Source organism: Mesomycoplasma moatsii (assembly GCF_045276915.1).
GTDB lineage: Bacteria > Bacillota_I > Bacilli_A > Mycoplasmatales > Metamycoplasmataceae > UBA710.
On the sequence record NZ_CP174166.1, the window covers coordinates 331,701 to 357,961 of the forward strand.

The 26,261-nt window shown below is 24.5% G+C and carries 21 protein-coding genes and 1 other RNA gene; 7 read left to right on the forward strand and 15 right to left on the reverse strand.

Annotation, left to right across the window (positions count from 1 at the left end; translation table 4 throughout):
• Positions 1-4 precede the first annotated feature (4 nt).
• Complete coding sequence (locus ACJA28_RS01625) at positions 5-1,726, forward strand: RNA polymerase sigma factor (RefSeq protein ID WP_022935495.1); 1,722 nt, start codon at positions 5-7, stop codon at positions 1,724-1,726.
• 55 nt (positions 1,727-1,781) lie between these two features.
• On the opposite strand, the gene ACJA28_RS01630 is transcribed toward ACJA28_RS01625, so the two are convergent.
• Both ACJA28_RS01630 and rnpB read right to left on the reverse strand, forming a co-directional pair.
• Positions 1,782-2,081: a hypothetical protein gene (locus ACJA28_RS01630; RefSeq protein WP_022935494.1), complete on the reverse strand. Its 300-nt coding sequence runs from the start codon at positions 2,079-2,081 to the stop codon at positions 1,782-1,784.
• Positions 2,082-2,282: 201 nt separating this feature from the next.
• Positions 2,283-2,561, reverse strand: an RNA gene (gene rnpB / locus ACJA28_RS01635) — RNase P RNA component class B.
• A gap of 196 nt (positions 2,562-2,757) precedes the next feature.
• On the opposite strand from rnpB, the gene ylqF reads away from it, so the two are divergent.
• A complete protein-coding gene (gene ylqF / locus ACJA28_RS01640) occupies positions 2,758-3,561 on the forward strand; it encodes a ribosome biogenesis GTPase YlqF (protein ID WP_051122438.1) in 804 nt (267 codons plus the stop codon).
• Here ylqF and ACJA28_RS01645 read toward each other — a convergent pair.
• The 8 genes from ACJA28_RS01645 to parE all read right to left on the reverse strand — a co-directional run bounded on the left by ACJA28_RS01645 (position 3,558) and on the right by parE (position 13,709).
• The gene (locus tag ACJA28_RS01645; RefSeq protein WP_022935492.1) at positions 3,558-5,189 is read right to left on the reverse strand and encodes a hypothetical protein; all 1,632 of its coding nucleotides are present in this window, start codon (positions 5,187-5,189) and stop codon (positions 3,558-3,560) included. The genes ylqF and ACJA28_RS01645 overlap by 4 nt on opposite strands.
• Positions 5,190-5,191: 2 nt before the next feature.
• Entirely contained in the window at positions 5,192-6,043 is an 852-nt protein-coding gene (locus ACJA28_RS01650) for an alpha/beta fold hydrolase (protein WP_406602225.1), read from the reverse strand.
• Position 6,044: 1 nt separating this feature from the next.
• Positions 6,045-6,728, reverse strand: a complete 684-nt coding sequence (locus tag ACJA28_RS01655; protein WP_022935490.1) for a deoxynucleoside kinase — start codon at positions 6,726-6,728, stop codon at positions 6,045-6,047.
• A 113-nt stretch (positions 6,729-6,841) separates the two neighbouring features.
• A complete protein-coding gene (parC, locus tag ACJA28_RS01660) occupies positions 6,842-9,430 on the reverse strand; it encodes a DNA topoisomerase IV subunit A (protein ID WP_022935489.1) in 2,589 nt (862 codons plus the stop codon).
• 57 nt (positions 9,431-9,487) lie between these two features.
• Positions 9,488-9,787 (reverse strand): HNH endonuclease signature motif containing protein, encoded by a 300-nt coding sequence (locus tag ACJA28_RS01665; RefSeq protein ID WP_033379079.1) that lies wholly within the window; start codon positions 9,785-9,787, stop codon positions 9,488-9,490.
• Complete coding sequence (locus ACJA28_RS01670) at positions 9,774-10,325, reverse strand: hypothetical protein (RefSeq protein ID WP_022935488.1); 552 nt, start codon at positions 10,323-10,325, stop codon at positions 9,774-9,776. The genes ACJA28_RS01665 and ACJA28_RS01670 overlap by 14 nt, the downstream gene beginning before the upstream one ends.
• On the reverse strand, positions 10,315-11,520 hold the full coding sequence (locus tag ACJA28_RS01675) for an ATP-binding protein (RefSeq protein WP_022935487.1): 1,206 nt from the start codon (positions 11,518-11,520) through the stop codon (positions 10,315-10,317). The genes ACJA28_RS01670 and ACJA28_RS01675 overlap by 11 nt, the downstream gene beginning before the upstream one ends.
• Positions 11,521-11,753: 233 nt before the next feature.
• Entirely contained in the window at positions 11,754-13,709 is a 1,956-nt protein-coding gene (parE, locus tag ACJA28_RS01680; protein ID WP_022935486.1) for a DNA topoisomerase IV subunit B, read from the reverse strand.
• A 115-nt stretch (positions 13,710-13,824) separates the two neighbouring features.
• Here parE and bsh point away from each other — a divergent pair, with 115 nt between their 5' ends.
• Positions 13,825-14,796 (forward strand): choloylglycine hydrolase, encoded by a 972-nt coding sequence (bsh, locus tag ACJA28_RS01685; protein WP_022935485.1) that lies wholly within the window; start codon positions 13,825-13,827, stop codon positions 14,794-14,796.
• Between the two features lie 56 nt (positions 14,797-14,852).
• Here the strand turns inward: bsh and ACJA28_RS01690 are convergent, their stop codons facing one another.
• Entirely contained in the window at positions 14,853-15,953 is a 1,101-nt protein-coding gene (locus ACJA28_RS01690; protein ID WP_022935484.1) for an Abi family protein, read from the reverse strand.
• A gap of 247 nt (positions 15,954-16,200) precedes the next feature.
• Here ACJA28_RS01690 and ACJA28_RS01695 point away from each other — a divergent pair, with 247 nt between their 5' ends.
• The 4 genes from ACJA28_RS01695 (at position 16,201) to ACJA28_RS01710 (ending at position 20,069) form a co-directional block, all read left to right on the forward strand.
• On the forward strand, positions 16,201-17,019 hold the full coding sequence (locus ACJA28_RS01695; RefSeq protein WP_022935482.1) for a MurR/RpiR family transcriptional regulator: 819 nt from the start codon (positions 16,201-16,203) through the stop codon (positions 17,017-17,019).
• 68 nt (positions 17,020-17,087) lie between these two features.
• Positions 17,088-17,798 carry an N-acetylmannosamine-6-phosphate 2-epimerase gene (locus ACJA28_RS01700; RefSeq protein ID WP_022935480.1) on the forward strand — a complete coding sequence of 237 codons (711 nt, stop codon included), beginning with the start codon at positions 17,088-17,090 and terminating at the stop codon, positions 17,796-17,798.
• Positions 17,799-17,803: 5 nt separating this feature from the next.
• Positions 17,804-19,576 carry a PTS transporter subunit EIIC gene (locus ACJA28_RS01705; RefSeq protein ID WP_051122437.1) on the forward strand — a complete coding sequence of 591 codons (1,773 nt, stop codon included), beginning with the start codon at positions 17,804-17,806 and terminating at the stop codon, positions 19,574-19,576.
• A gap of 16 nt (positions 19,577-19,592) precedes the next feature.
• Positions 19,593-20,069, forward strand: coding sequence for a glucose PTS transporter subunit IIA (locus ACJA28_RS01710; protein WP_033379078.1), 477 nt, complete (start codon positions 19,593-19,595; stop codon positions 20,067-20,069).
• Positions 20,070-20,120: 51 nt separating this feature from the next.
• Here the strand turns inward: ACJA28_RS01710 and ACJA28_RS01715 are convergent, their stop codons facing one another.
• The 4 genes from ACJA28_RS01715 to ACJA28_RS01730 form a co-directional block, all read right to left on the reverse strand.
• Positions 20,121-21,755: an alpha,alpha-phosphotrehalase gene (locus ACJA28_RS01715; protein ID WP_022935479.1), complete on the reverse strand. Its 1,635-nt coding sequence runs from the start codon at positions 21,753-21,755 to the stop codon at positions 20,121-20,123.
• 18 nt (positions 21,756-21,773) lie between these two features.
• On the reverse strand, positions 21,774-23,819 hold the full coding sequence (locus ACJA28_RS01720) for a glucose PTS transporter subunit IIA (protein ID WP_022935478.1): 2,046 nt from the start codon (positions 23,817-23,819) through the stop codon (positions 21,774-21,776).
• Between the two features lie 81 nt (positions 23,820-23,900).
• Positions 23,901-24,875, reverse strand: a complete 975-nt coding sequence (locus tag ACJA28_RS01725; RefSeq protein ID WP_022935477.1) for a LacI family DNA-binding transcriptional regulator — start codon at positions 24,873-24,875, stop codon at positions 23,901-23,903.
• A 184-nt stretch (positions 24,876-25,059) separates the two neighbouring features.
• A complete protein-coding gene (locus ACJA28_RS01730; protein WP_022935476.1) occupies positions 25,060-26,076 on the reverse strand; it encodes a hypothetical protein in 1,017 nt (338 codons plus the stop codon).
• Between the last annotated feature and the right edge of the window lie 185 nt (positions 26,077-26,261).

The following is a 26,261-nucleotide window of genomic DNA, read 5'->3' on the forward strand; positions in this document are numbered from 1 at the left end:
TCTAATGCCAACTAAAAAAAACAATAAATCAAAATCTTCTAAAAGTAAAAAAGAAATTAAAAAAACAACATCATCAAAAAAAGAAGAAAATAAATTGATAAAAACAAAAGTTAATAATAAAAAACAAGATGAAAAAATAAAAAAAAGTGTAACTAATAAAAAAAATGAAGCAAAAAAACCAAAACCAAGTATTAAAAAAACAACAAAATCTAAACAAAATAATGATGTTGAATTAGACTTTGGTTCATTAGAATCAGATTTTGATGATATTAAAAATAAAAATATAGCGCTAGTTATTGAATTAATCAATAAAGAATTAAAATCAAAACAAAAGAAAAATAAAAACAAAAAAACATTAAGTCAAGATGAAGTAATGAAATTGCTAGAAAAGAAAAAAATTGACATATTTGAAGAAGTAGATGAAATATTTAATATTTTGATTACTAAAAAAATTATGAGTGATGAAATTGAACCGGATCTGAATGAATTTGTTGATGAAAAAGAAATATTTAAACAATTAGAAAAAAAAGGGTCAAAACAACAAATAGATACTGACACAAATGAATTTGTTGAAGATTTTACAGATGAATTTGATTCTAATTATGATACTGAAATTCTTGGTAAATTATCTAAAGAATCAGATGATTTTTTTGAAGATGATGATGAGTCATTTTCATTTAATTCATATGATGACAATGAGACAGATGAAAATAACGATGACGAAGATTATGATGAACTAAATAGTGATGCAAATGAATTTGTGTTTGAAGACTATTCTAATCTAGAAGAAAATAGTTTTAACAAAGAAGAAAGAAAAATTCAATCTAATGAATTGAAAAATAAGTTGTCAGAAACAAATGATATTGTTAAATGATATATGAGATGAATAGGTAAATATGGAAATCTCTTATCTGCTGAAAAAGAGTTGCAGTTAGCAAAAGATGCAGAACTCGAAGGAAGAAAAGGAAAAAAAGCTCGTGATGAATTAATTAAACGTAATTTAAGACTTGTTATTAATAATGCAAAAAAATATAAAAATAGAGGTCTATCATTTATTGATTTAATTTCTGAAGGTAATTCAGGAATCATGAAAGCAGTTCAAAAATATGATTGAAGAAAAGGCTTTAAATTTTCAACATATGCAACTTGGTGAATTAGACAAGCTATTACTAGAGCTGTAGCTGATCAAGCAAGAACAATTAGAGTTCCTGTTCATATGGTTGAAACAATTAATAAGATAATTAAAATTAGAAGAGAGTTGCAACAAGAATTAGGAAATATGCCAACTGATGAGCAAGTAGCTGAAAGATATGGTGGTGATTTTACAGCAGAAAAAGTTAGATATATTAGAATAATAAATATCGATCCTATTTCATTAGATAAAACAATAGGCAAAGGCGAAGATTCTTCAATTAGTGATTTTATTAAAGATAATAATGTAATTAATCCTATTGATTATGCAGCACAAGAACAACTTTCAGAAATTTTAACAGAGATGATTGATAATAATTTGGAAGAAGAAGAGAAAAAAATCATTCAAATGAGATATGGAATTGGCTTTGATAAAAAAGGTAACAAAATAAGAGTTCATACTCTAGATGAGATAGCAAAAGAATTAGGAACAAGTAAAGAAAAAATAAGACAATGAGAAACCAAAATTTTACGCAAACTAAAACAACCACAAAAAATGAAAAAATTAAAAGAATTTTATAAAAATGAAAATTAAAATTTTTTATAAAAATAAAGTTGCTAATGATTTTTATTTGAATTTAAATCAAATCTTATCTGATAAAAAAGCTAAACATAAATCCTGTTGAAAAAAATATGCCAATAATAATTAGTGATAAACCAATTATTGGTCACATCAATAATTTTACTCTTTGAGATCAAGGTAAAATTAATTTAGCATCTTCATAATTACCTTTAAATTTAGGGTTCTGTTTTCTATATTCTTCAAGTTGTCTTTTACGATAGTAATTAACATTTTCTTTTGATTTTTTTTGCAAAAAGAAAAGACTAATACCTAATAAAATCAAAACTATTCCAAATGTTATTTCCCATCATTTAGGAATTTGATACATAATAAATTATATTATACGTTCTTTTGAATACTTTGCGTTTATCTTTAATATTATTAAATACATTCTAAATAATTTTATCTTCTAAAAATAAAATGATCATTAAGCATTTTTTTATTTTATAAATCAAAAATCTCAATTTAAACATCATTTTTAATTTTTACAAAAACACAAATAAAAAAGTATGCTATAAGCATACTTTGCATTTATAAGCCGCGTTCTGTTCTCATAATGAGTGCCAATTATTTATCTAGATTAAAATCTCCAATCATTAGTTCATTTCCTTTTGATTGATTCCCCTACCATAATTTGGGTTTCTAGCTTGTGGAGTTTACCGCGTTTCACCTACACTTAAAGTAGCTCGTCTCTGTGGCACTAGTCGTCTAAGCTTGGATTTATTAGATCCAACACAAACACTACAAGCATCGCAGCTTGTGCTAGCGCGGACTTTCCTCTACATTTCTGCAGCAATTGGCCAATGCATAAATAATTATAAAATAGAATTTGTTTAATAAAATGCAAATAATTAATATTTCAAACTTTTATTACTTGCTTAAGTATAAAATGATTATAAATTGAAATATTTATAAATAGTTGTTTATATGAGAAAATAAAATCTTGTTTAAAAACAATTAAAATTTTATTATTTATGAACTATATAAATTGATTTCCTGGACATATGGCTAAAGCCTTAAGAGAAATAAAAGAAAAACAAAATATTGTTGATTGTTTTATTGTATTACTTGATTCAAGAGTGCCATTAAGTTCGTATAACGAAGACTTTGATTTGATAGCTCCTAATAAACCACGTTTATTTATTTTTTCAAAAAGTGATTATGCAAATTTAAATCGCGTAAATCAAATTATCAAAAAATTCAATAATAAAAATGATAAATGCATAGTTGTTAATTTAAAACAAAATAGTTCTAAAATCAAAATCTTAAAAGCACTAAATTCAATATTAAAATCTAAAAAGGAAAAAGATCAAAAAAAAGGTCTATTAAAACCTAGATTGAGATGTTTTGTAATCGGAATGCCTAATGTAGGTAAATCAACATTAATTAATTTATTATCAAATTCCAAAAAAACAAAAGTAGCAAACTTTGCAGGAACTACTAAATCACTTCAATGAATTAATGCAAATGACATTCAATTGTTGGATACACCAGGAATTTTAATGCCAAAATTAACAGATCAAGAAAATGCATTGAAACTAATTGCTTGTGGATTAATTAAACAAGAAGTAATTAATGACAAAGAATTTGTTTATCAAATAAGCGATATTTTAAATAAAATAGATTCAACAAAATTTAATGAATTAGACTATGTTTATCAAGAAAGTGAAATTGGTAAATATAATGAATTAGTAAAATATGCAAGAAAATATGGATTTTTGTCAAAAAATAAAGAACCTAATATCGATAAAGTTTTGACTATTTTAAGAAACAAAATATTAAACATAAAAAACATTACATGGGATTAATAAAGTTCTTTTATTCTTTTAATTGCTACAACTAAATCACTAACATTTATAGTTTCATTTATTGCTATTGCACTAATGATATTATTTTCAATATAAATTTCAATTCCTTCTTTAAGTATTTGTTCACAAAGTTCTTTAATTTTTATATTTTTAAATTTATTTATTTCGAATAATGACCTATTTAATTTATCAATTGGTCTAAAAAAATCATTACTATTTTCTTTTAAAAAACTATAACAAAATTGAATATCTTTTTCTATCTTATCATAATCATAATAATTAACAGGAACATCAACACCAGACTTGCGTATATAAGTAGTTTTAGATATTCGATTATAAGCAAAATTATTAAAAGAAGCAATATAAATATCATCAATATTTTCTAAACTAATTAGTTTTCTAAATGTTTTTGTAAATCCATAAACAATATTTTTTCTTATGATTCTAGATAAAACAAAAAATGCTGTGCTTGATTCATCATAAAGGTTGTGTTTTTTAATTTCTTTAATTAAATAAGATTGATCTATTGAAGAAACAAAAGATTCAAACATATATAAATACTTTGTATTTTGAAAAAAATTGTAAATTCAATTTAAGCAAAGATCTTTAAAATCGTTAATAAATTTATTAAATTCATACTCGCTACTAGTAGTAAATTCTAAAAAAATTTTTTTTATTTCTAAACTAAATTTAACAAAAGATTTCTCTGGATTTAAATTAAATAAAAAATTTTTTTCTTTTTTATACTGATCCTCTTCTTTAACAAATCTAATCTTATCATTATCATTATATGATTTCACTTCTTCAACATATGTTTCCTGCGCCAATGGAGTAAATAACATTCTCATCTGTTGTTCATTTGTTCTAGTCCAATCAAATGTTTTTTCAAAATCATTATTTTCAAAAGGTACTTCATCTTTATTTAATTTTGCTTTTCTAAAAAATTTAGGATCTAATCCGCGATAAAAAAAATCTAATTTATTTAATTCATTAACAAATAGATAAGTTTTACTTTCTGATCATATTTGTGGTTCTGGATGTTGGTATGTTGCAGTAACAGTAACATAATTATCACCTATCTTAATTGTTCTTGATCCGGTATATTCCTTCATTATTACATTAAAATGTTGTTTAGAAAGATCAATCAAAATTTTATTTTTATCATAAATAAATCAAGAAGAATAATTTGGATTTACAAAATCGCTATATTTAAAATCTTCTACTAAATTTAATTTCTCAATTAAATAAATATTTGGTATTCCTTCATATTTAATTTTAAATATTGAAAAAATATCACTAAAAAAATTACCAAAAACATTAGAGTTGCAAATTAACTCATGCAATTTTATTTTCTCATTTTTAATATCTAAAAACTCTTTTTCTATTTTTAAATAAGAATTTTTAATTTCATTGTATTTTTTCTTTCTAATTCAAAGTGTTAATGGCAAGAAAAAATATTTTCATTTTTTTAATTTTGAATCAAAATAATTAAATTTATTTTTAATTTCATTGTATTTTTCTTTAACATGTTCATATTGAATATGCAATTCATTAGAAATTCAAGAGTTATTATATTTTTCTTCAATAACTTTTATTTTATTAGCAAAAAGATCATTTCATATTTTCATTATTATCCCTGTTCTTTTGTTATCAAATTAATGAAATCTTTAATTTCTTTTGCATATTCATATTCTTGCTCTTGAAAAGGAATATGAGCAGAACTATTCATCAATTCAATTCTAATTAAATTATAATTTTCTCTTTGCTTTTTATCAAAAGCTTTAAATAAAGACTTAGGAGAAATTATTTTATCATATTTACCAGCAATAACTAAAGTGGGACAAGAAATTTTACTTTCATTTGCTCTACATAATTTTAAATTTTTGATTGAGAACATCGATTTTTTAAGTTGAACAAAAAATTTACGATGTTTTAATTGATAATTTAATTCATCAACGACCATTTTTTCAATTTGTTCTTGATTATTATTCATAGTTTTATTTAAATCATAATAAAGATCATTTTGTAATCTAAAACACTTTGAAAAATTTTTTGGATTAAATTTAAAATAATTGAAAATTTTAAAAAATGAAATTCCAGAATTCATTGGAGTGGAACAAATTAGACCAATTGTTTCTTTTTTAAATAAGTTAGCAATTCTAATTACTATACCACCACCCATCGAGTGTCCTAATAATATAAATTTACTCAAATTAAGACTTCTTATTAAATTGGCGCAATACAAAACCATTTCTTCAACAGTTGGTTTTTTATCATATTTTCATTCTTGAAAACCTGCTCCTGGTAATTGAATAGCAATATAATCATAATCATTAATTATATGCTTAATAAAAACATTATGATATTCACTTGTTGTTGCAAAGCCATGAACAAAAATTATAGTTCCTTTTTTGTTTTCTCCTTCGCATCTAAAATGAAAATAACTTCCATTTTCATTTTTAATAAATAATGGTTCTTGCATTTTAAATACTTTCAATTAATTTATCATCTTTAATTTTTTTAATTATTTTTTTAACTTGCTGATCAGTAGGTAATTGAGAATCAATAATCATATAATTAATTCCATAAACTTGACAAGTTTTTTCTAAATATTGAACATATACTGAATGTAAAGATTTGAAATATGCTTCATTAGAAGAAAAATTATCGATTTCGCTTGATCTTCCTCTTCTAAATATACGATCCTTAAATTCTTCTCATTTTAAATCTAATATAATGTAAAGCTTTGGCACACCTACTGAATAAATTAATTCTTTAGTTTTTTCGTGTCACATAGAATCATAAAAACCAAACATAATTGGGTCAGCAGTCATATTTTGATGTGCAAACAAACGGTCCTCAAAAATAGTTCGATCGAAAATTGATAAATTGGAATTTTGTACTCCATTACGATAATTTTGAAATCTTGCACAAAAGAAATAAACTTGGAAAGCTATTGCAGAAGTTTCATCACCTTCATATAATCTTTTTAATAAAATATTTTGTAACTCATCATTTTCATTCAATTCAAAAATAACATCTGCTTTTAGCGCTTCACCTAAAGCTCTAGTAAGAGTAGATTTACCTGCTCCTATCATTCCTCCGATTGCAATTGAATTAGCAACTTTGATTCTTTGAAAATTTGCTGGATCTAATTTTTTTGCCATAATTGCCTACCATTTCTAATGTAAACAAGTATGTTTACATTTCTTATTATAAATAAAATTTTTAGATTAAATTTATTATTTAGAAAAAAATTTTAAAAAGTAAAATTAATTGTTTAAATTTTTAATTTTTTTAAAATTTCATCGATTTTATCATCATCTATCTCTTTTAAACGGTCTTCGTTTGTTTTAAAAATTTTATTTATTTTTTCTTCGGCTTTATTAATTATTTCATTTGAAAATTGTTTGTCAAATTTAACATTAAAATAAGAATTTTCTAAAGAAATCTGATAGTTTGATATAGGGTAATAAATTCCATTAATTTTTGATATTTTATTAAACGAATCATCTAAAACATTATCAATATTTGTTGATTTATCAAATTCTTGAATAGAAATTTTATTATCCTGGGTATTAACAATAAAAAAAGTTTTTTGATTTTTAATAATATCTCTAATAATTTTTTTAGAATTTAAACCCTTGATTAATTGTTGTCCTTTAGTAGCCCTTGAAGAGTAAGCTATCATTGAAAACTTAATATTTTTATAACTATTATTTCCTGACACTAGAGTTATTGAATCATTGTTATTTGCAATACCAAAAGCAGTAACTCAATTATGTTCTATCTTAATTAAAGTATTACCACTAGCTCTTGGAGATAAAATAGGTAATTCATTTTCGCTAAATTTAACTGTATGAGTTGTGTTTGTAACAATAATAATATCTTCAACTCCATTAGAAACTTTGACTGAAACTAAAGTATCATTATTTTTCTTAAAAGAAATTGCTTTCATTGTTTTTGATATCCTTGAAGCTTCAAATTCTTTTAATAAAACTCTTTTACCAATACCAAATTTTGTAACTAAAACAATATAAGCTTTAACATCAAATGAATATATATTAAGTACTCCAACAATTTTTTCGTTTGAAGATATTTCTACAAAATCACTAATAAATTGTCCTTCATCTTTTCATTTTATTTCTTGAATTTTATGAACAGGAATAATTGCATAATTTCCTAAAGATGTAAAAACTAACAATTTATTCAAAGTATTTGATTTTTCAAAAAAAATAATTTTATCTTCAGGTTTAACTCCAAAAGAATCAATTTCATTAGATTCGTATATTCTATTTGAAAATCTTTTTAAATATCCATTTGTTGATAAAGTTACTCAACAATTTTCAGATTTAATTAATTCTTCTTGTTTAAAACTAATACTTAGTTCTTCATTGATAATTTCTGTCTTTCTTTCTTTTCCGTATTCTTTCTTAATATCTTTAAAAATACTAATCAAATGTTTATCAAATTCATCTTGATTTGATAGTAATAATTTAAAATTTGCAATTTTATTTTCAAGTTCTTGTTTTTCTTCAAAATAAATAGTAATATCTGTTTTATTTAGTCTATATAATCTTAATTCTGCAATTGCAGTTGCTTGAATCAATGTAAAATTCAAAATGTTTTGTAAATTTTCTATAACACCTTGTTTACCATTTGTTGATTCTCTAATAACTTTAATAACTTCATCAGGAATCTGACTAACTCTAATTAAACCATTAATAATTTCCAGTCTTTTTTCAGCTCTAACTAAATCAAATTCAATCGCTTTTTTTCTAACTAGTTTTATATGTTTTAAATAAGAATCAATCATTCGATCAACACCTAAAACTTTTGGTGCAGCATCAACAATTGAGACCATATTGTAGTTATAATAAATTTTCATATCTGTTTTTTGCATCAAAAAATTGATAATAGTTTGAACATTAACATCTTGTTCTAAAATAATTGCAATAGAAATACCATTTCGATCAGATTCATCACGAACTTCTTTAATACCATTTAATTGACCATTAATTCTTAATTCATCAATATCACGAACTAATTTTGATTTAATAACACCAAAAGGAATTTCAATAATTTTGATTACATCATTTTTTCCTTCTTTTTCTACTATGTATTTACTACATAAAGTTATTCTTCCTTGTCCTCGTTCAAAAGAATTTTCAATTCCTTTAATTCCATAAATAATTCCGCCAGTAGGAAAATCAGGACCTTTAATATATTTCATTAATGATTTTCAAGAAATTTCAGGATTTTTTATTTTAGCAATTATAGCTTCAATTAATTCACTTAAATTATGAGGCGGAATCTCAGTCGCAAAACCCGAAGCGATTCCTTTTGCTCCGTTTAATAATAAATTAGGTAAATACGAAGGTAAAACGGTTGGCTCTTTTTCAGTGTCATCAAAATTAGGAGCAAATGAAACTGTATTTTTCTCTAGATCTTGCAACATCAAAGAAGAAATTTTAGATAATTTCGCTTCTGTATAACGCATTGCAGCTGCTGGATCATCGTCAATTGAACCTTTATTACCATGCATTTCAACAAGTGGTTCACCCATTTTTCAATCTTGAGCCATTCTAACTAAAGCTTCATATATTGAACTATCTCCATGAGGATGGTATTTACCAATTACATCTCCAACCACTCTGGCAGATTTTTTATATGATTTATTGTACTGGAGACCTAAATCGTTCATTGAATATAAAATTCTTCTTTGAACTGGTTTAAGACCGTCTCTGACATCAGGTAATGCTCTTTGTTGAATAATATATTTTGAATAACGAGCAAAACGATCAGACATGATATTGTCTAATGATTGATATTCTAGTTTTTCATCGAAAATTTCATCTTGTTTTGCCATAGTTAAAAATAAGTTTATTTAATTATAAATAAAATTGCTAGTTTTTCTAGTCATAAACTAAAATCTATATTCACCAGATTTATCACCTTTAGATCTATTACATCTAATATGAACGGCTTGTAAATTATTCAATTTATTCGTTCCACCTTTTGATCTTGGGATAATATGGTCTACATTTCATGAATATCTGCTGTTATTTTGAGATTGAACACTTTCATGAGAACCATACAAAATTTTTGCCCCACATATTCCGCATAACCTATGATTGTTTGGATTACAATCTTCAAAACCACAAAAACAATAATTTGCTTGTTCTCAAATTCTTTCAGTTTTTTCTCTATATTTACAAATTGCCATTATTCTTATATTCCTCCATATATTCAATTAATTCAATAAAATTACTTTTATTTTGTTCTTTTAATTTTTTTAAATTTGATTTTCATTTTTGAAATTGATTTTCGTCTTCAAGTAAATAAAATATATCTTTAATTGGTTCTGGTCCATGTTTGTAATTTATCTTGAATTTGTTTTTTAAAAATTTTCTCAATTTTTCTTCAATTTCTTTTTTATTTATATTAGATTCACACACATCACAAAGAGCATATAAAACAATTTCAATGCTTGGTTTAGAAACAATAAGTAAATTTGATTCACTTTTCTTATTGTAATAATCATTAATGTTCTTAATATTATCTTGATCCATAATAACGATTTGAGTACAACATTTTAAATTTTTTATTTTATTGATATTGATTGTTCCATTGTTATTTTTAAAATTATGTTCCTTGCATAAAGTCAATTTGTTTGCCTTTATGATATTGTTTTTAAGTTTTTCAAATATCCTTTTCTCAGTTTCGCCTTCAACAATAGCTGAATACTTATATTTATTTTTCATTATCCAACCATTCTATTGCTCTTAAAACATAAGGATCAAAACCAAAACTTCCTTTTAGGTATTTGCTTGAATATGAAGATTTTTCTCTTACATTATCAAAAGCACTAAGTGAAACAACATTTGTAAAATAACTTTCATTTAAACCTACAAAATATATTTCGTCCTTTCTTAAATATGTTGAGCTCAATGTATTCATGTCATGTGATGTAAAAATAATTTGTGATTTATGATTATTCTTATTGTGAAATAAATCAATAATGTAACCCAACAATTTTGTATGCAATCTTGAGTCTAGTTCATCAACAACAAATACTCATCCATTATGAATTCCAATTACAAATCAGCTCATTAATTGAATGATTTTTTTTGTTCCTTCTGATTCTTGAGAAAAATCTAATTCAAACTCTCCATCTTCATTATTTTTAATTAAAACAAATCTCTTACCATTAATTTGTTCAACTAATTTGTAATCAACAATATTGATATCAATCTCTTTAAATATTTTTAAAAATTTTTCTTTTTCTTTTATTAAAACATCAATATTGAAATTGTAATTAAGTGATAAATTAAATGGTTCCTTGGCCGTTAAGACCATTGGGTCATTGTTTAGATTATTAATGATAAAAAATTTATTATTTATTTCATTAAAAAATTCAATTATAAATTCATTTTCTATGTTTGTATACAAATATGATAATAATGAACCAAAATCTGTTGCTCTTAATTTTATTCCATTAAATTTTTTACCTAATTCATATTCTTGAGGAGAAGTTCTTTTGAAAAGAAACTCTTCCTTGCCGTTTTGTGATTCGGCGTAACATAGACTTTCTTTTGAGATTTCATTTTGGTCTACTTCTAAAAAATATCTGTAATATCTTTTACTTGGTGAAATAATTTCAATTTCTCATTTAATAGGTTTATCTTTTTGTGTTGAATTCTTAAATTTATTTAGTTCATTTAAAAAAATATTCAATAAATTTTTATTTAAATTAATTTTTATAATATTAACCAAATTAAACATCGACTCTATGATAGAAGATTTTCCACCACCATTAGGACCATATATAGAAATGACTGATAATAGGTTATTATCAATACTCTTTATTTTTGTTTCTTTGTAAGATTTAGCTTTGAAACTTATTGTTTCCCTATATTTAATTGATTTAAAATTTTCAATACTATAAGAAATTATCATTATTAACCTCAAATCTAATTAAATTCTATCATTTTGAGTTTAAAAATGTAATTTTTTTACACTTTTTACTAAAAACATTTTAATTGTTGGCAATAAGTTATTCAAGCACTTTTAAATATTTGTGGGCAATCATACACATTTATATTGATATCTTTGTGTATAACTATACACTTTTATATTGTTTTTGAACTTGAATAAGCAACTATAAAATGTTTCAACTTCAATGAATTTAATTAAATAATTTCATTTGACTTATTATTAATTTCAAAATTATCTTCTAATGTGAACTCAACATTTTTATTAATTCATTCTTTTCTAGGCTCAACTGCGTCACCCATTAGAGTTGAAACTCTTCTTTCAACAATAGCTTCATCTTGAATTGTTACTTTAATTAAAGTGCGAGTCTTAGGATCCATCGTTGTTTCTCATAATTGATCTGAATTCATTTCACCCAATCCTTTATATCTTTGAATTTCTAATGATTTTGAAGAATTTTTCTGAATAAATTCTTTAAGTTCTTCTTCTGACCAAAAATACATATTTTCTTTTTTATTTTTATTATTAAAACTTACTTTGAATAATGGTGGTTGTGCTATATAAAGCATACCTGCGGCGATTAATGGTTTCATGTATCTAAAGAAAAATGTTAATAACAAAATTTGAATATGTGCCCCATCTGTGTCAGCATCTGTCATAATAATTATCTTATGATACTTAACATTTTCAATTTTAAATTCTGAACCAATTCCAGCATTAATACAATTAATAATTGTTGCAATTTCTTCATTTTTTAGAATATCAATTAATCTTGCCTTTTCAGTATTTAAAACTTTACCTCTCAATGGTAAAATGGCTTGAAATTTACGATCTCTACCTAATTTAGCTGACCCACCTGCTGAATCACCCTCAACTAAATATAGTTCTTTTTCTGAAGCTTTTGTTGATTGAGCAGGCGTTAATTTTCCAGATAAAATTTTAACTTCAGACATTTTATCTTTTGCTTTTCTTGTTTCATTTCTTGCTTTTCTAGCTGCTTCTCTAGCTTCACGAGATTGTTTTGATTTTAAAAGAATTTTTTCTGAATTTTTTTTATTTTCATTTAGTCAAAAATATAAATGTTTTTGAATCGATTCTTCAATTACTTTCTTAACTTCAGGTGTAGACAATTTATCTTTTGTCTGACCAACAAATTCTAAAATTGCTTCAGGAACTTTAACTGAAATAATTGCAACAATTCCTTCTCTTATATCTGATCCTTCAAAATTAGTATCTCTAGATTTTAAAAATCCTTTTTCTCTAGCATAATCATTAATAACTTTAGTTAAAATTGATTTAAATGCACTTTCATGTGTTCCACCATCTCTAGTTTTTACATTATTAGCAAACGAAACAATGGTTTCACTATAACCATCATTATATTGCATACCAATTTCAATCTCAATACCTGTTTTTTGGTTTTTTTCATTAACATAAAAAATATCCGAAATTACTGCTTTATTTTGATTGATAAAAGAAACAAAAGATTTAATACCTTCTTTGTAGTGAAACTCTTCTTTTTGATTAGTATTTTCATCATTAACAACAATTCTTAAATTAGATAATAAAAATGCCGATTCTCTTAACCTTTCACAAATTACTTCATAAGATAATTTTGTGTTTTTAAATATTGCATAATTTGGTCAAAATTGAACCATTGTGCCTCTTTTTGAAGTTGGACCGATTTCTTTAGTTCTTTGAATGATGTTATCACCATTTTCAAATTTAGTTTCATACATTTTTTTATCTCTAAAAACTAAAACATTTAAATTAGTAGATAAAGCGTTTACAACAGAAGAACCTACACCATGTAAACCACCTGCAGTTTTATAAGCATCATTATTAAATTTACCGCCTGCATGTAATTCGGTAAAAACAGTTTCAACACCTGTTTTTCCACTAGAATGCATATCAACCGGTATACCACGACCATTATCTTCTATTACAACCGAACCATCTTTTTTTAAAGTAACTTTAATATCGGTCGCATAACCTGCTAAAACCTCATCAACTGAATTATCAAATATTTCTCAAACTAAATGATGTAAACCATTAACATCAGTTGAACCAATGTACATTCCTGGTCTTTTTCTTACTGCTTCAAGACCTTTTAATGTCACTATATTTTTTGCACTATAATTTAATGAATCCATAGCATATATTATATTTATAAATTTATTTTGATAACAACAATTTTGTTATTTCGATAAAATGAAAATCAATAGAGAATAAAGTGCATAATGATACAATGTAATTGAGGGTTTTATCATGTGTACAGCTATTAAACATAAAAAAAATTATTTTGGAAGGAATTTAGATTTAGAATTTGAATTACCTTTTACTAAAGTTGTAATCACACCTAGAAATTACAAACTAAATTTAAGAGCTAACAATGAACAAATAACAATGAATCATGCAATCATAGGTATGGCTATGGTTGTTGATGATTATCCATTATATTATGATGCCATGAATGAAAAAGGTTTATTTGTTGCTGGATTAAACTTTGATGGATATGCAAAATACTTTGATATAAAAAATAATTTTATAAATATAACACCATTTGAACTTATTCCATATATTTTGGGTTCTTGTTCAAATGTTAAAGAAGCTAAAAATCTTTTAAATAACGTGAATTTAATCAATATTTCTTTTAATAATAAACTACCTTTATCACCACTTCACTGAATGATGTGTGATGAAGATGAATGCATAGTTATTGAATCTACAAAAAATGGATTAAGTATTTATGATAATCCTTTAAAAACTCTTGCTAACAATCCTGAATTTCCTTATCATTTAGAAAATATGAATCATTATGCTAACCTAAACCCAAATCAAAGAGTTGAATTGTATAATGAAAATATCAAAATAATTTCTAATGGTACAGGAACAACGGGGCTTCCTGGAGGGTTAGCTTCACAAGATAGATTTGTAAGAGCGTGTTATACTAACTCAACATCAAAATGCGATGATAATGAAGAAGCTGATGTTACACAACATTTTCATACATTAAAATCTGTAGCCCAAACCAGAGGAACTGTTATAGGTCATCAGTCTAAATATGAAATTACAATCTATACAAATTGTTATAGCTCAAAAACATTAAGCCTATATTACAATACTTATAACAACGAAAGATTGACCGGTTTTACTCTAAAAGATAATAAAAATGTTGATTCGGATAAATTGACTATTTATGATCTTGTAGAGAAGCAAGACATTAACTGGGTTAAATAATTCTTTTTGGCTATACAAGATAATAAAAATAAATTATTTGTTTTAATCTATATTCTTTATTTTATTTTTATTCTTGACTCTTTTTCAATAATTTCAAATATTAAATTTGATATTTCATCAGATCTTTTAGTTCTATTTTCTAATTTATAATTTATTGATTCTTTTATCTCATTAAATATCTTATTTTTTATATCTACAATTAATTCTGTAATTGTAATAATTTCATTGAGTTTAATTTCATTTGAAGGAATTTTAATATCAAAATATTGTTCAAAATTTTCTTTATTTATTTCATCGATTTCAAAACTAATTTGAATCAAACTTCCATTATGCATCAAAACGTTTCTTAAATTTGAAAAAATATTAATAAGTTTATTAAATGCTTCTTCTTTTAATTTAAAATGCTTGTTTGAAGGTTTAAAGTCATTAAAAAATTCTTTAATGACTTCATTTTTTGAAGAAGTAGATAAGTAAGAAAAAATTCTTAATAATTGAGAAAATGTAAGTGTTTGAAATAATGAAAAAATATCTAAATATTCTCAATCTGATTTTGGTTTTTTAATTTGTCGATTTATAAAATCTTTAAATCAACCTTTTTTAATCAAATCTTTTATTTCATTACTTTCTTTACTTTTATTTTCTTTAATAGCTTCACGACAATCAAAATCTATATTATTGAAATTTTTGAATATATCTTCATAAAAATTAATATACGTATTTTTATCATATTTCTTAAATTTAGGCATCTTATCATCGATTTTAGGAAAAATTTCTGTTAGACCTTCATTATCAAGTGCAGCAATATATGGACACTTAGCATGTTTGTTTATTTTTTTAGCAATAACTTTTAATAAAGATGAATTCAACAAAAACTCAATATTACGAAAATATTTAAAAATAATAACACTAATATTTCTATCAATATCGAATAAATATCTTAAATTGTTAGAAGTAAATTCTTTTTTAAAAATTTTTTGATCAATATCTGAATACATTAAATCATGCGACATTTTTTTAATAAAAGAAAAATAACCATATTGTATTAAATATGATTTAAATATTTGTTTAGATTTTTCATCAGGAAATATTAACGATCTATTTTCCAAATCTTTAATTAATTCATCATTGTTTTTAAATTTTCTTATTGATTCACTCATAACTATAATAAGTAAATTATAGTTGAAATATTTATTATAAAATGGTCTTTAGTTGTGTTATATTTTATTTTGGAAATTTCTTAAATTTAATAGAGGTAAAAATGTCAAGAATCAATAGTAAAAAACAAAAAAGAATAGATGCTAAAAAAAGACAAGAAAAAAGATTAAAAAAAGAACTAAAAGAAAATAGAAAAAATAAAAAATAATTTAAATTTATTGTTTAAATAATTTTTTTATAGTTCACATTATGAATAAAATTTTTAATAATAGTGAAAGCTACTCTATTGTAGAAAATGAAATTATTAACAGAATTAATGATAATCCAAAAGAATTTGTAGAATTAGATTTAGTTTCATATTCTAAAAAAATTAATTGCTCTAAATCAGCAATTCAAAGGTTAGTAAAACTATTAAATTTTGAGTCATTATTTTCAATGAAACAATATGTTAATGAATCAATTATTTTCAATGATTTATTTTTTAATATTAAGGATAACATAACAACCAAAGATAGAGTTAATAATATTAAGTCATATAATAATTTTGCAATTAATGAAACAATTATGAACTTAGATATTAAAAATCTTTCTAAAATTATTTCAAAAATTTGCAAAGCTAAACAAATTTTAGTTTTTGGAATAGGTTCTTCTTATTTGGCTGCTACTGAATTTTCTAATAATATGTTAAAACTTGGTTTTTCAATTTCTGCATCAAATGATATTCATAATTCACTCTTAATTCTTTCTAATTTTTCAAAAACTGATTTATTAATTTTATTTACAAAATCAGGAGTTGCTAAAGAAATTCAATTTTTTAAAAAGAATAAACAAGAATTTTTATTTGATATCTTAGTTGTTACAGCAAATGAAAATTATGCAAAAGAATTTAAGTATAAAATTATCCATAAAGATATGGAAAAAAAAGAAAGGATAATTGCAACAAGTTCTAAAATTTGTCAATTAATTATTTCAGACATAATTTTCTATGAAATTTTTTATCAAAAAAACGATAAAAGAATTATTGAAAATAATAAACAATTTATTAATAAATGAAACAATAAAAAATAATGAATTACTTTGGGAAATTTTCCCAATTTTTTTAAAGTTAACTTTTTATTATCTAAAATGAAATTGTTATGGTTCAAAAAAACAAATTTTTACAAATAACAAAAAATAAAATAATTGTTTCTTGTCAAGCGGTGGACCAAGAACCATTAAATAATGTAGAAGCAATTACCTTAGTTGCAAAATCAGTTATTGAAGGAGGGGCACAAGTTTTGCGACTATCTCAAAAAGACCACATTCAATCTATTCAAAAAATTACAAAATTTCCAATTATTGGTTTAATTAAACAAAAATATCAAGGATTTGAAGTTTTTATAACACCAACAAAAAAAGAAATAGATGATCTTTTAGAATTGAAAGTTGATTGCATTGCTCTAGATGCAACATTAAGAAAAAGACCAAATAACGAAACATTAGAAGAATTAATTCAATATATCAGAGAAAAATCATCAGAAACACTTTTAATGGCAGATTGTTCAAATATTGATGATGTAATTAATGCGAACCGACTAGGTTTTGATTTAATTAGCACTACATTAAGAGGTTATACAAAAGATACAGCAGGTAGGTCAAATATTGAAAATAATTATTCTTTTATTAAAGAATGTTTAACTAAAATTAATGTTCCTTTAATTGCAGAAGGTGGTTTTTGAGAACATGATGATATTTTTAACGTTTTAAAATTAGGAGCTCATAGTGTTGTCGTTGGTTCAGCTATAACTCGTCCAAAAGACATAACTATTAGATATTTTAATGAGTTAGAAAAAAGAATGAAAGGATAAAAAATATGAATATACAAAGTATTAAAAATTTTTTTATTCATAAAAAAGAAAATAATAAAAATCAAGGGAAGATAAAAGCTTTTTTTTCACAGCTTTCTAGAGGATTGATGATTCCTATTGCAATCTTACCAATAGCTGGTTTATTGTTAGGAATCGGAGGAGCAATTGGAGCAAATGTTAAAACTGATTTAGGTCAAGTTTTCGCAAATATTTTCAAAGGAATGTCAGATGTAGTTTTTGCTAATCTACCTTTGTTATTTTGTATTGCTATTACTATTACTTTTTCTAAAGATAAAGGAGCTTCAGGTTTTATGTCAGCTCTTGCATTTTTAGTATTTTCATCTTCACAATTAGCATTTATTCAATTTGACACTAATGGAAATCCAATATCTATTATGTGATTTCATAAAGAAATTGTTGGAATTACTACAAAAACTTTAGGAATGACAACATTGCAAACATCTATTTTTGGTGGAATTGTTGTTGGAGGCATTACTTCAATAATTTACAATAAATTTTCAACAAAAAAATTACCTAGCGCTCTTGATTTTTTTTCAGGAATTAGATTAGTGCCATTTATTTTAATTCCGACCATGTTTTTACTTTCATTAATGTTTCTAATTTTTTGACCATGAGTAGGACAATTGATTTTTTTGATAGGTAAAGGAATCCAAAGAGCACCATATGGAACAGGCGGATTATTGTATGGAATGCTAGGAAGATCATTAATGCCATTTGGACTACACCACATTCCAATTGTTATGGCATTTCAAACAGAATTTGGAGGAGTATTAGAAGGTGAATTAATTCAAAAAGCACTTGAAAACCAAAAAATTTCAACAGATAGTGAAATCTATAAAGAAATTTTGAAATCATGAACATCATTTACAAGTAACGATACATTTAGCGGATCAATTGTAGGAGATCAAAATATTTGAAATTTTATTAATTCAATTTCATTAAATACAATTAATTCAACACCTTTATTTCAATGATTTGATAGTCATGTTGGAGTATATGCAGGGAGATTTACTCAAGATTATCCAACATATTTAGGTGCATGTATTGGAATTGGTGCTGCTATGATTATGACATCTGAAAAAGAAAATAGAAAAAAAGTTGCAACAATTATTGGATCATCAATGATAGTCGCTTTTTTAACAGGAATTACAGAACCATTAGAATTTAGTTTCTTGTTCTGTGCACCAGCGCTTTACTACTTACTATATGTTCCAATTTCAGGATTTTCATATATGTTTATGGAAATTTTAGGAGCTCATGTTGGAGTTGGATTTGCAAGAGGATTTATTGATTTAATAATCTATGGAGCTGTTCCAATACTAAAAGGAACAAACTTCTATTGAGCATTTGTATTAGCAGCAGCAGAAGGTTTATTAATGTTTGGAAGTTTTTGGTTCTTTATTAAAAAATTTGATTTAGCTACACCAGGAAGAAATGGAAATCCAATGACATTAATTAGTAAAAAAGATTACAATGAAATGAAAGCTAAAAATCAAGATTCTTCAAAAAACAATGATGAAAAAGTAAAAAATATTATTGAATATCTAGGGCAATTAGATAATCTTGTGGAAGTAAGTGCGTGTGCTACAAGATTAAGAGTTACTGTTAAAGATATAAATAATGTTCAAAAAGATAAATTCATCGTAACAGGATCAAAAGGAATTATTTTAAAAGGAAATGGAATTCAAATAATTTACGGTGGAGAGGCTGCATTGTTAGCAGATAAAATTAACGATATTATTCAACAACAAAAATAAGAAAAGAGGACAAATAATGGGATTGTTTTTAAAAAGAAAAAATCAGATTTTTTCTCCTGTAGAAAACGGAATAGTTAAAACATTAAATTCTTTAAATGATGGCGTATTTTCTGGAGGTATGCTTGGAAAAGGATTTGTTGTTCAACAAAATGATGGAAATATTTATTCTCCAATTAAAGGAACAATTATTTCGGTGTTTCCAACAAAACATGCTTATGGAATTCAAAATAAAAATGGTTTAATTGTGCTTGTTCATATTGGTATTGATACTGTAAGTTTAAATGGTGAAGGTTTTAAATCATTTGTTAATATTGGTGATAATGTAAATCAAGGAGATTTAATTGCCAGTGTGGATTTGGATTCATTAAAAAAACATCAAATAATTTCTGATGTAATTTGTATTATAACTAGTGATTCAAAAATTCAACCACAAGAATTAAATATAAAAATTAACAAAAAAGTAAATAAAAATGATCTTATCTTAGATATTTAACTATATAAAAAAACAAAGTTTTTTATGTTACATTAAATAATCTTTTAAACACTATTTTTCAATTTCTAAAACAAGAGCTTGAAAAGGTTTGATTGATTTTAAATCAATTTCTTTATAGTTATTAACCAAAATATCTATGTATTTAAATTGTTTAACATCATAACAAACTTCTTGATCTGATATATTCAAAATTGAAACAAGTTCTTTATTAAAAGTTGTTCTTTTAAAAATTATTAAGCTATCTTCTGAATCAATAAATTGTATCTTCCCTTCAAATAAAGCTTCATTTTCTTTTCTTAATTTAATTAATTTTCTATAAAAATTAAATACAGAATTAGGATTATTTATTTGTGATTCAACGTTAATTTGTTTATAATTTTTTGCTACATCAATTCAAGGCTTTACATCTGAAAATCCTGCATTTTTCCTATCATTTCATTGCATTGGAGTTCTTGAATTATCTCTAGACTTAACGCTTAGAATTTCAAGAATCAATTTTTCATCCATCCCTTTTGCTTTCATTTCATTAAAAGCATTAATAGATTCAACATCTCTATATTGATCAATTGTTTCAAAATATGGATTAGTCATTCCTATTTCTTCACCTTGATAAATAAAAGGCGTTCCCTGAAGTGTAAAAATCAATGTAGCAAATAATGTTGATGATTCAAATCAATATTTTTTAACATTACCATATCTTGAATTTATTCTTGGTTGATCATGATTATTTAAAAATACAGCATTTCAACCTCTATCTTGTAGTTTAAGTTGTCACGTTTGAATCAATCTTTTAAATTCTTTCTTATCTCATGGTTTATTTTCTCATTTTTCACCATTTTTATAATCAACTTTTAAATGATGAAAATTAAATACCATATCTAGTTCTTTTTCTTTTGGATTCGAATATAAAATACAATTTTCAATTGTTGTAGATGACATTTCGCCAACAGTAATAAAATCTTCAATATTCCCAAAAGAAGCTTTATTAATTTCTTTTAAATATTTATGAACAATTGGTTGATCAGTATAAAATGATTTGCCTATATTATCTTCAGCATTTATGAACTTGCCTGATTTACCAATAACATTTATAACATCAAATCTAAATCCTTTAATCCCTTTATCAATCCAGAATTTCATTACTTTAACTAATTCTTCTCTAACTTCAGGATTTAATCATTTCAAATCTGCTTGTGTTTTGTCGTATAAACACAAATATCATCCATTAAATTTCTCTTCATATTTTCAAGCAGGACCTCCAAACTTAGAAACTCAATTACATGGAGGATTTACTTTATCATTGCTCTTTACAATATAAAAATAATCTTGATATTTTTTAGAACCTTCAAGAGCTTTTTTAAATCATTCACTTTCAGTAGATACGTGATTGAAGACCATATCAAACATAATTCCTATATTCCTTTTTTTAGCTTCTTCAATTAAATTATCTACATCATCCATTGTTCCAAATGATTGATCAATTTCGCAATAATTTGAAATATCATAACCATTATCATTTTTAGGAGACTTAAAAATAGGTGTAATTCAAATTAGATCAATTCCTAATAATTGTAAATAATCTAATTTTTCAATAATTCCTTTTATGTCTCCATATCCATCATTATTTGAATCCATAAATGAAATTGGATATAATTCATAAACAATTTTATTGCCTAATTTTTTCATAATTTTCCTTTTTTAAAATTAATTAAATTTAAATGCAAAATCTTTTTTTCTAATTTCTTCTAAATCTCATTTGCTTGAAATTTGTTTTTTAGAATCTTGTGTAACTAATAACATCACTCTTTGATCTAAACCAGCTTTGATTATTTTGTCTCTATTATATTCACAAATTAATTTTCCTGCCTTTACATAATCGCCTTGATTTACAAACGATCTAAAAACATTTTGTCCATCTAACTTAATAGTATCAACACCAATATGAATTAATATTGAAACTCCATCATCTGAAATTATTCCATAAGCATGTTTTGTTGGAGCGACTACTTCAATTTTGCCTGAAATTGGTGAATAAATTTTTCCATCAAAACAATCAATTGCAAAACCATCACCCAAAATTTTATTTTTAAATGTTGGATCTTCAACTGTATCCAATGAATAAACTTTACCATCACCAATTGATAAAGCTTCATTTGTTATCTTATGAATATTTAATTTTTCTGATGATTTTTTAAATTTATTTTTAAATCATTTAAATAAATCGAAATTAGTTTTTGATAGAAAATATGTTAGAACCATTGAAATTCCTGTTCCTAAAAATCCTGAAATCAAAAATCATGTTCAACCTGTTCCTACTCATGTATTAACACCTTCAATTGGTGAATTTGGTTGAATTGTAATTGTTCCAAGTCAAGCTCCATTTCCAATACCGTTTGATGTAACACCAGCTGCAACAGCCAATGTAGACGCGGCAGCCGAACCGATACATGCTGAAATAAAACAATATGAATTTTTTAAGTTAACTCCATACATAGCAGGTTCTGTAACACCCAATCAAGCTGAAACTGTTGAAGGATAAGCTGTTTGTTTAATTTTTTCATCTTTTCTATTCATTATTCCATACATTAAACAAGCAGCTCCTTGAGAAATATTTGAAAGAGCTAAAATTGGAAAAATTAAAGATCCACCTAAAGCTCCTTGGTTTTGAATCATAACAGCATTTAATGTATGATGTAATCCTGTAATTACCAATGGTGCATATAACAATCCAAAAATAGGGGCTGTAATATATTTAGCAACTGAATTTGTTAACGCTAATGAAAAAATGATCGAAATTGTTGTACCAATTACAAATCCAATAGGTCCAATTATAACCATAGCTAATGTATAAGATGCTAAAACAGTCACTAAAGGAACAATAATTTGTCTCAATACAGCAGGTGTTTTAGCTTTTAAAAATCTTTCAATATAAACACCAACAAATGCAACCATAATAGCTGGAATTACTTGTGATGTGTAACCTACCTTTATTGGATATGAACCTCAACCTGAAAATGTAAAATCTGCAGGTGTTTTTGTAAAAAAATCAGCAATCATTCATCATCCAACAGGTCTTGGAGCTACATAATTAGGATCTCCTGGTTTTTTAACCCCAGACAGAGCATCTGATAGTTGATATAATGAAGGAAGTGAAACAAGCAAACTTAATCCAATCAAAATACCTAATATTTGTGATCCTTGCATTTTTTTAAAAATAGATCAAACTATAAAAACAGGCAAAAATCAAAATACAGCACAAGCCGGTATTCATAAAAAATCATTTAATCCTCTAAAAAAAGAACTTTTACTAATAGCACTTACTCCTGGGACTCATTCAGTTTCAAGAATATTTCTAATACCTAAAATCAAACCGCCTGCAACTAAAATTGCAATTAATGGCATAAAAATTTCACTTAAATGATTCATCATTCTTTTCATAAATGATTGATTTTGACCACTTATCTGTTTAACCGAAGCAGCAGTCGCTGCTTTAGAAGACATTCCAGGATATTCAATAAATTGTTTATAAACATCTGGAACTTCTTGACCAAATATAATGTGAACTTGACCATTTACTCTAAAGACACCTTTAACTAATGGCAGTTTTTCTATAGATAAAGAATCTAAAAGATTTTCGTCTTTCAAGACTAATCTAAGTCTTGAAACACAATGTGTTGCAGCAACAACATTGTCCACTCCTCCTAATCTTTCAATTAGTGCAGGAATTAAAATTTCGTACTTATTTTGCATACTAACTATCCTTTATTTTGGAAATGTTTCCATTTTTATTCCCAATTAAATTTTATATTGTTTTTTAGATTTTGCAAAAATTTATTTTTCAATAATTAAAAAATTGTTAATAACTGTATTTTGTTGGATTTTATTATTCTTAAATTTGTACAATAAATATCCTATTTTGTAAAAATCAATGAATATTTTGTATTTATAAGTATTGTCAATATAATCATATTCGTTTGTATAACCAATATCTGTTAATTCATATCTAAATCTATTTATATATTTTTCAAAAATTAAATATTTAAAAATTGTGTGAGTACCACAAATAATTATTAAATTAGGATCTTTTAATTTATGTTTTATTTTTTTTACAAGTTTTTCAATATCGTTAACTGTATTATTTTCAATTAAATATTTTTCATAATCAATTGTTGATTGAATAATAGATTTTTTAAATCCTTCATATCTTAATTTACCAGTTGTATAATCTGTTTCATTTTTACCAATATAAATTATTTTTTTAAATTTATTATTCTTGATTATTAATGAAGTTAAATCATACATCATTTTTTTCTCATCAATTGAAATTGTTGGTTTGTTTGTTGTATCATCACCATATACATAGGTATCTATGTTAATTGAATTTATATAATTTCTTAACTTATCAGACATTATAGGAGTTAATAAAATTAATGTTTTAGGCTTTCTATTAATTGTTTTTTTGAGTGATTCAAAATATTCGTCGTGATCATACGAACTAATTACAACATAAACATTTATCCCTTTTAATTTAAAACAATTAGTAATCGCTGAAACAATATCTAGAATAGCTAATTCTTTTATATTACATACAACTAGATAAACTGAATTATCATATCCTTTAATTAATTTGGCTCCAATATTTGGTTTATAATTAGTTTTTTTAATATATTTCTCAATTTCTTTTCTAGCTTTTGAAGAAATTGAGCCATTATTAAAATAACGACTAATTGTTCCAATACTCAAATTAGTTGCCCTCTTAATATTGTGATAAGTTATTTTTTCTTCTTTTTCTTTTTTGTTACTCATAAGTCTAAAATTAATTATATAAATTTAACATATAAAAACTTATTACGACAAATTTAAAAAACAAAAAACGAATGATTATTTTATTTTTTTGAACACAAAACACTTTTTATTTTTTACTTTAATTTTTATGAATAAAAAAACACTCTAGAAGAGTGTTTTTTTATTTCTAACATACAGTTATAAACTATTTTCTTTCTGATGATAATTTATTAAATTCATCACCTACGATAAGAATATTTTCATCTTGTCCTCATGAAGATCAATTAAATTCACTTAATGTTCTTTTAGTTAATCTAACACCTCTTCATAAACCTGCAGCACCATTTTGTACTAATTTGCCATCTTCTGCAAATCCTAAAACAGGAGAATTTTCTGTTGTTTGTTCGTTAAATACTGAATAATCATTTAAAACTTCAAATTGAACATTTTTAGGTATTGTCATATTTTTAATAATAACATTATGTCCATTTAATCTCATGCTATAAACAACAAAAGAATTTGTTTGTGGATATTGTTGCATTTTTAAATTTGGATTGGCAACATCATCAAATACAAAATTATCTTCTGTAATGTTTAATACATATGTTTTTGATTTGAAATCAAATTCTCAAGCGCCAAGAGCTTTTTGACCATAAGTAATTGATGCTTTTAGTTCTCCTGATACATAAAAATCATCAGCAAATTCTCCATCTGGCATTGTAAAATGATAATTATTATCATCAACTTTTGTAACACCTAATGAATAATTTGGGTTAGCAACATCATATACTCAAAAGTTAACAACTGTTAAAGTATCTTGATATTCAGGTTTAACATTAACTTTAACATGAACTTGTTGACCTCTTACAACTTCCATTACCTTTCCGATATTTTGTCCATTATCATCTACGAAATTCACTTCACCTTTTTCATCATTATTAACAAGAGTTAATTCGTATTTTTGTTCTATACTTCTTGAATCAGAAAAGATTTCTCTAATTTTAATTCTTGCCCCATCTATTGATTCAACTTTCACAGGTTCTGTAATTTGATTGCCATTTATTTGACCGCTATCAGTAATAGGTTTATTAATTGATGTACTTCCATTATTTTTACTAATAGAACTATATGAAATTGCAGTTAGGGTAATTGGCACTACAAAAAGAGTAGTTGCTACCAAAGATCCAACTGAAATTAAAGTCATTTTTTGAACTTTTTTCATAATTCTCACTTTCTAGAAAACGTGTATTTTTGTCGCTTTCTTTAATCATTATACACCCGATATAAAAAAAAAAAAAAACGACGAGTTTTATTAAAAAATAAGTTATTAAATGTTAATTTAAAAAAATAAAAAACAAGACTTTAATGTAGTTTTACAAAAAGTCTTGTTTTTTGTCAATTATAGAG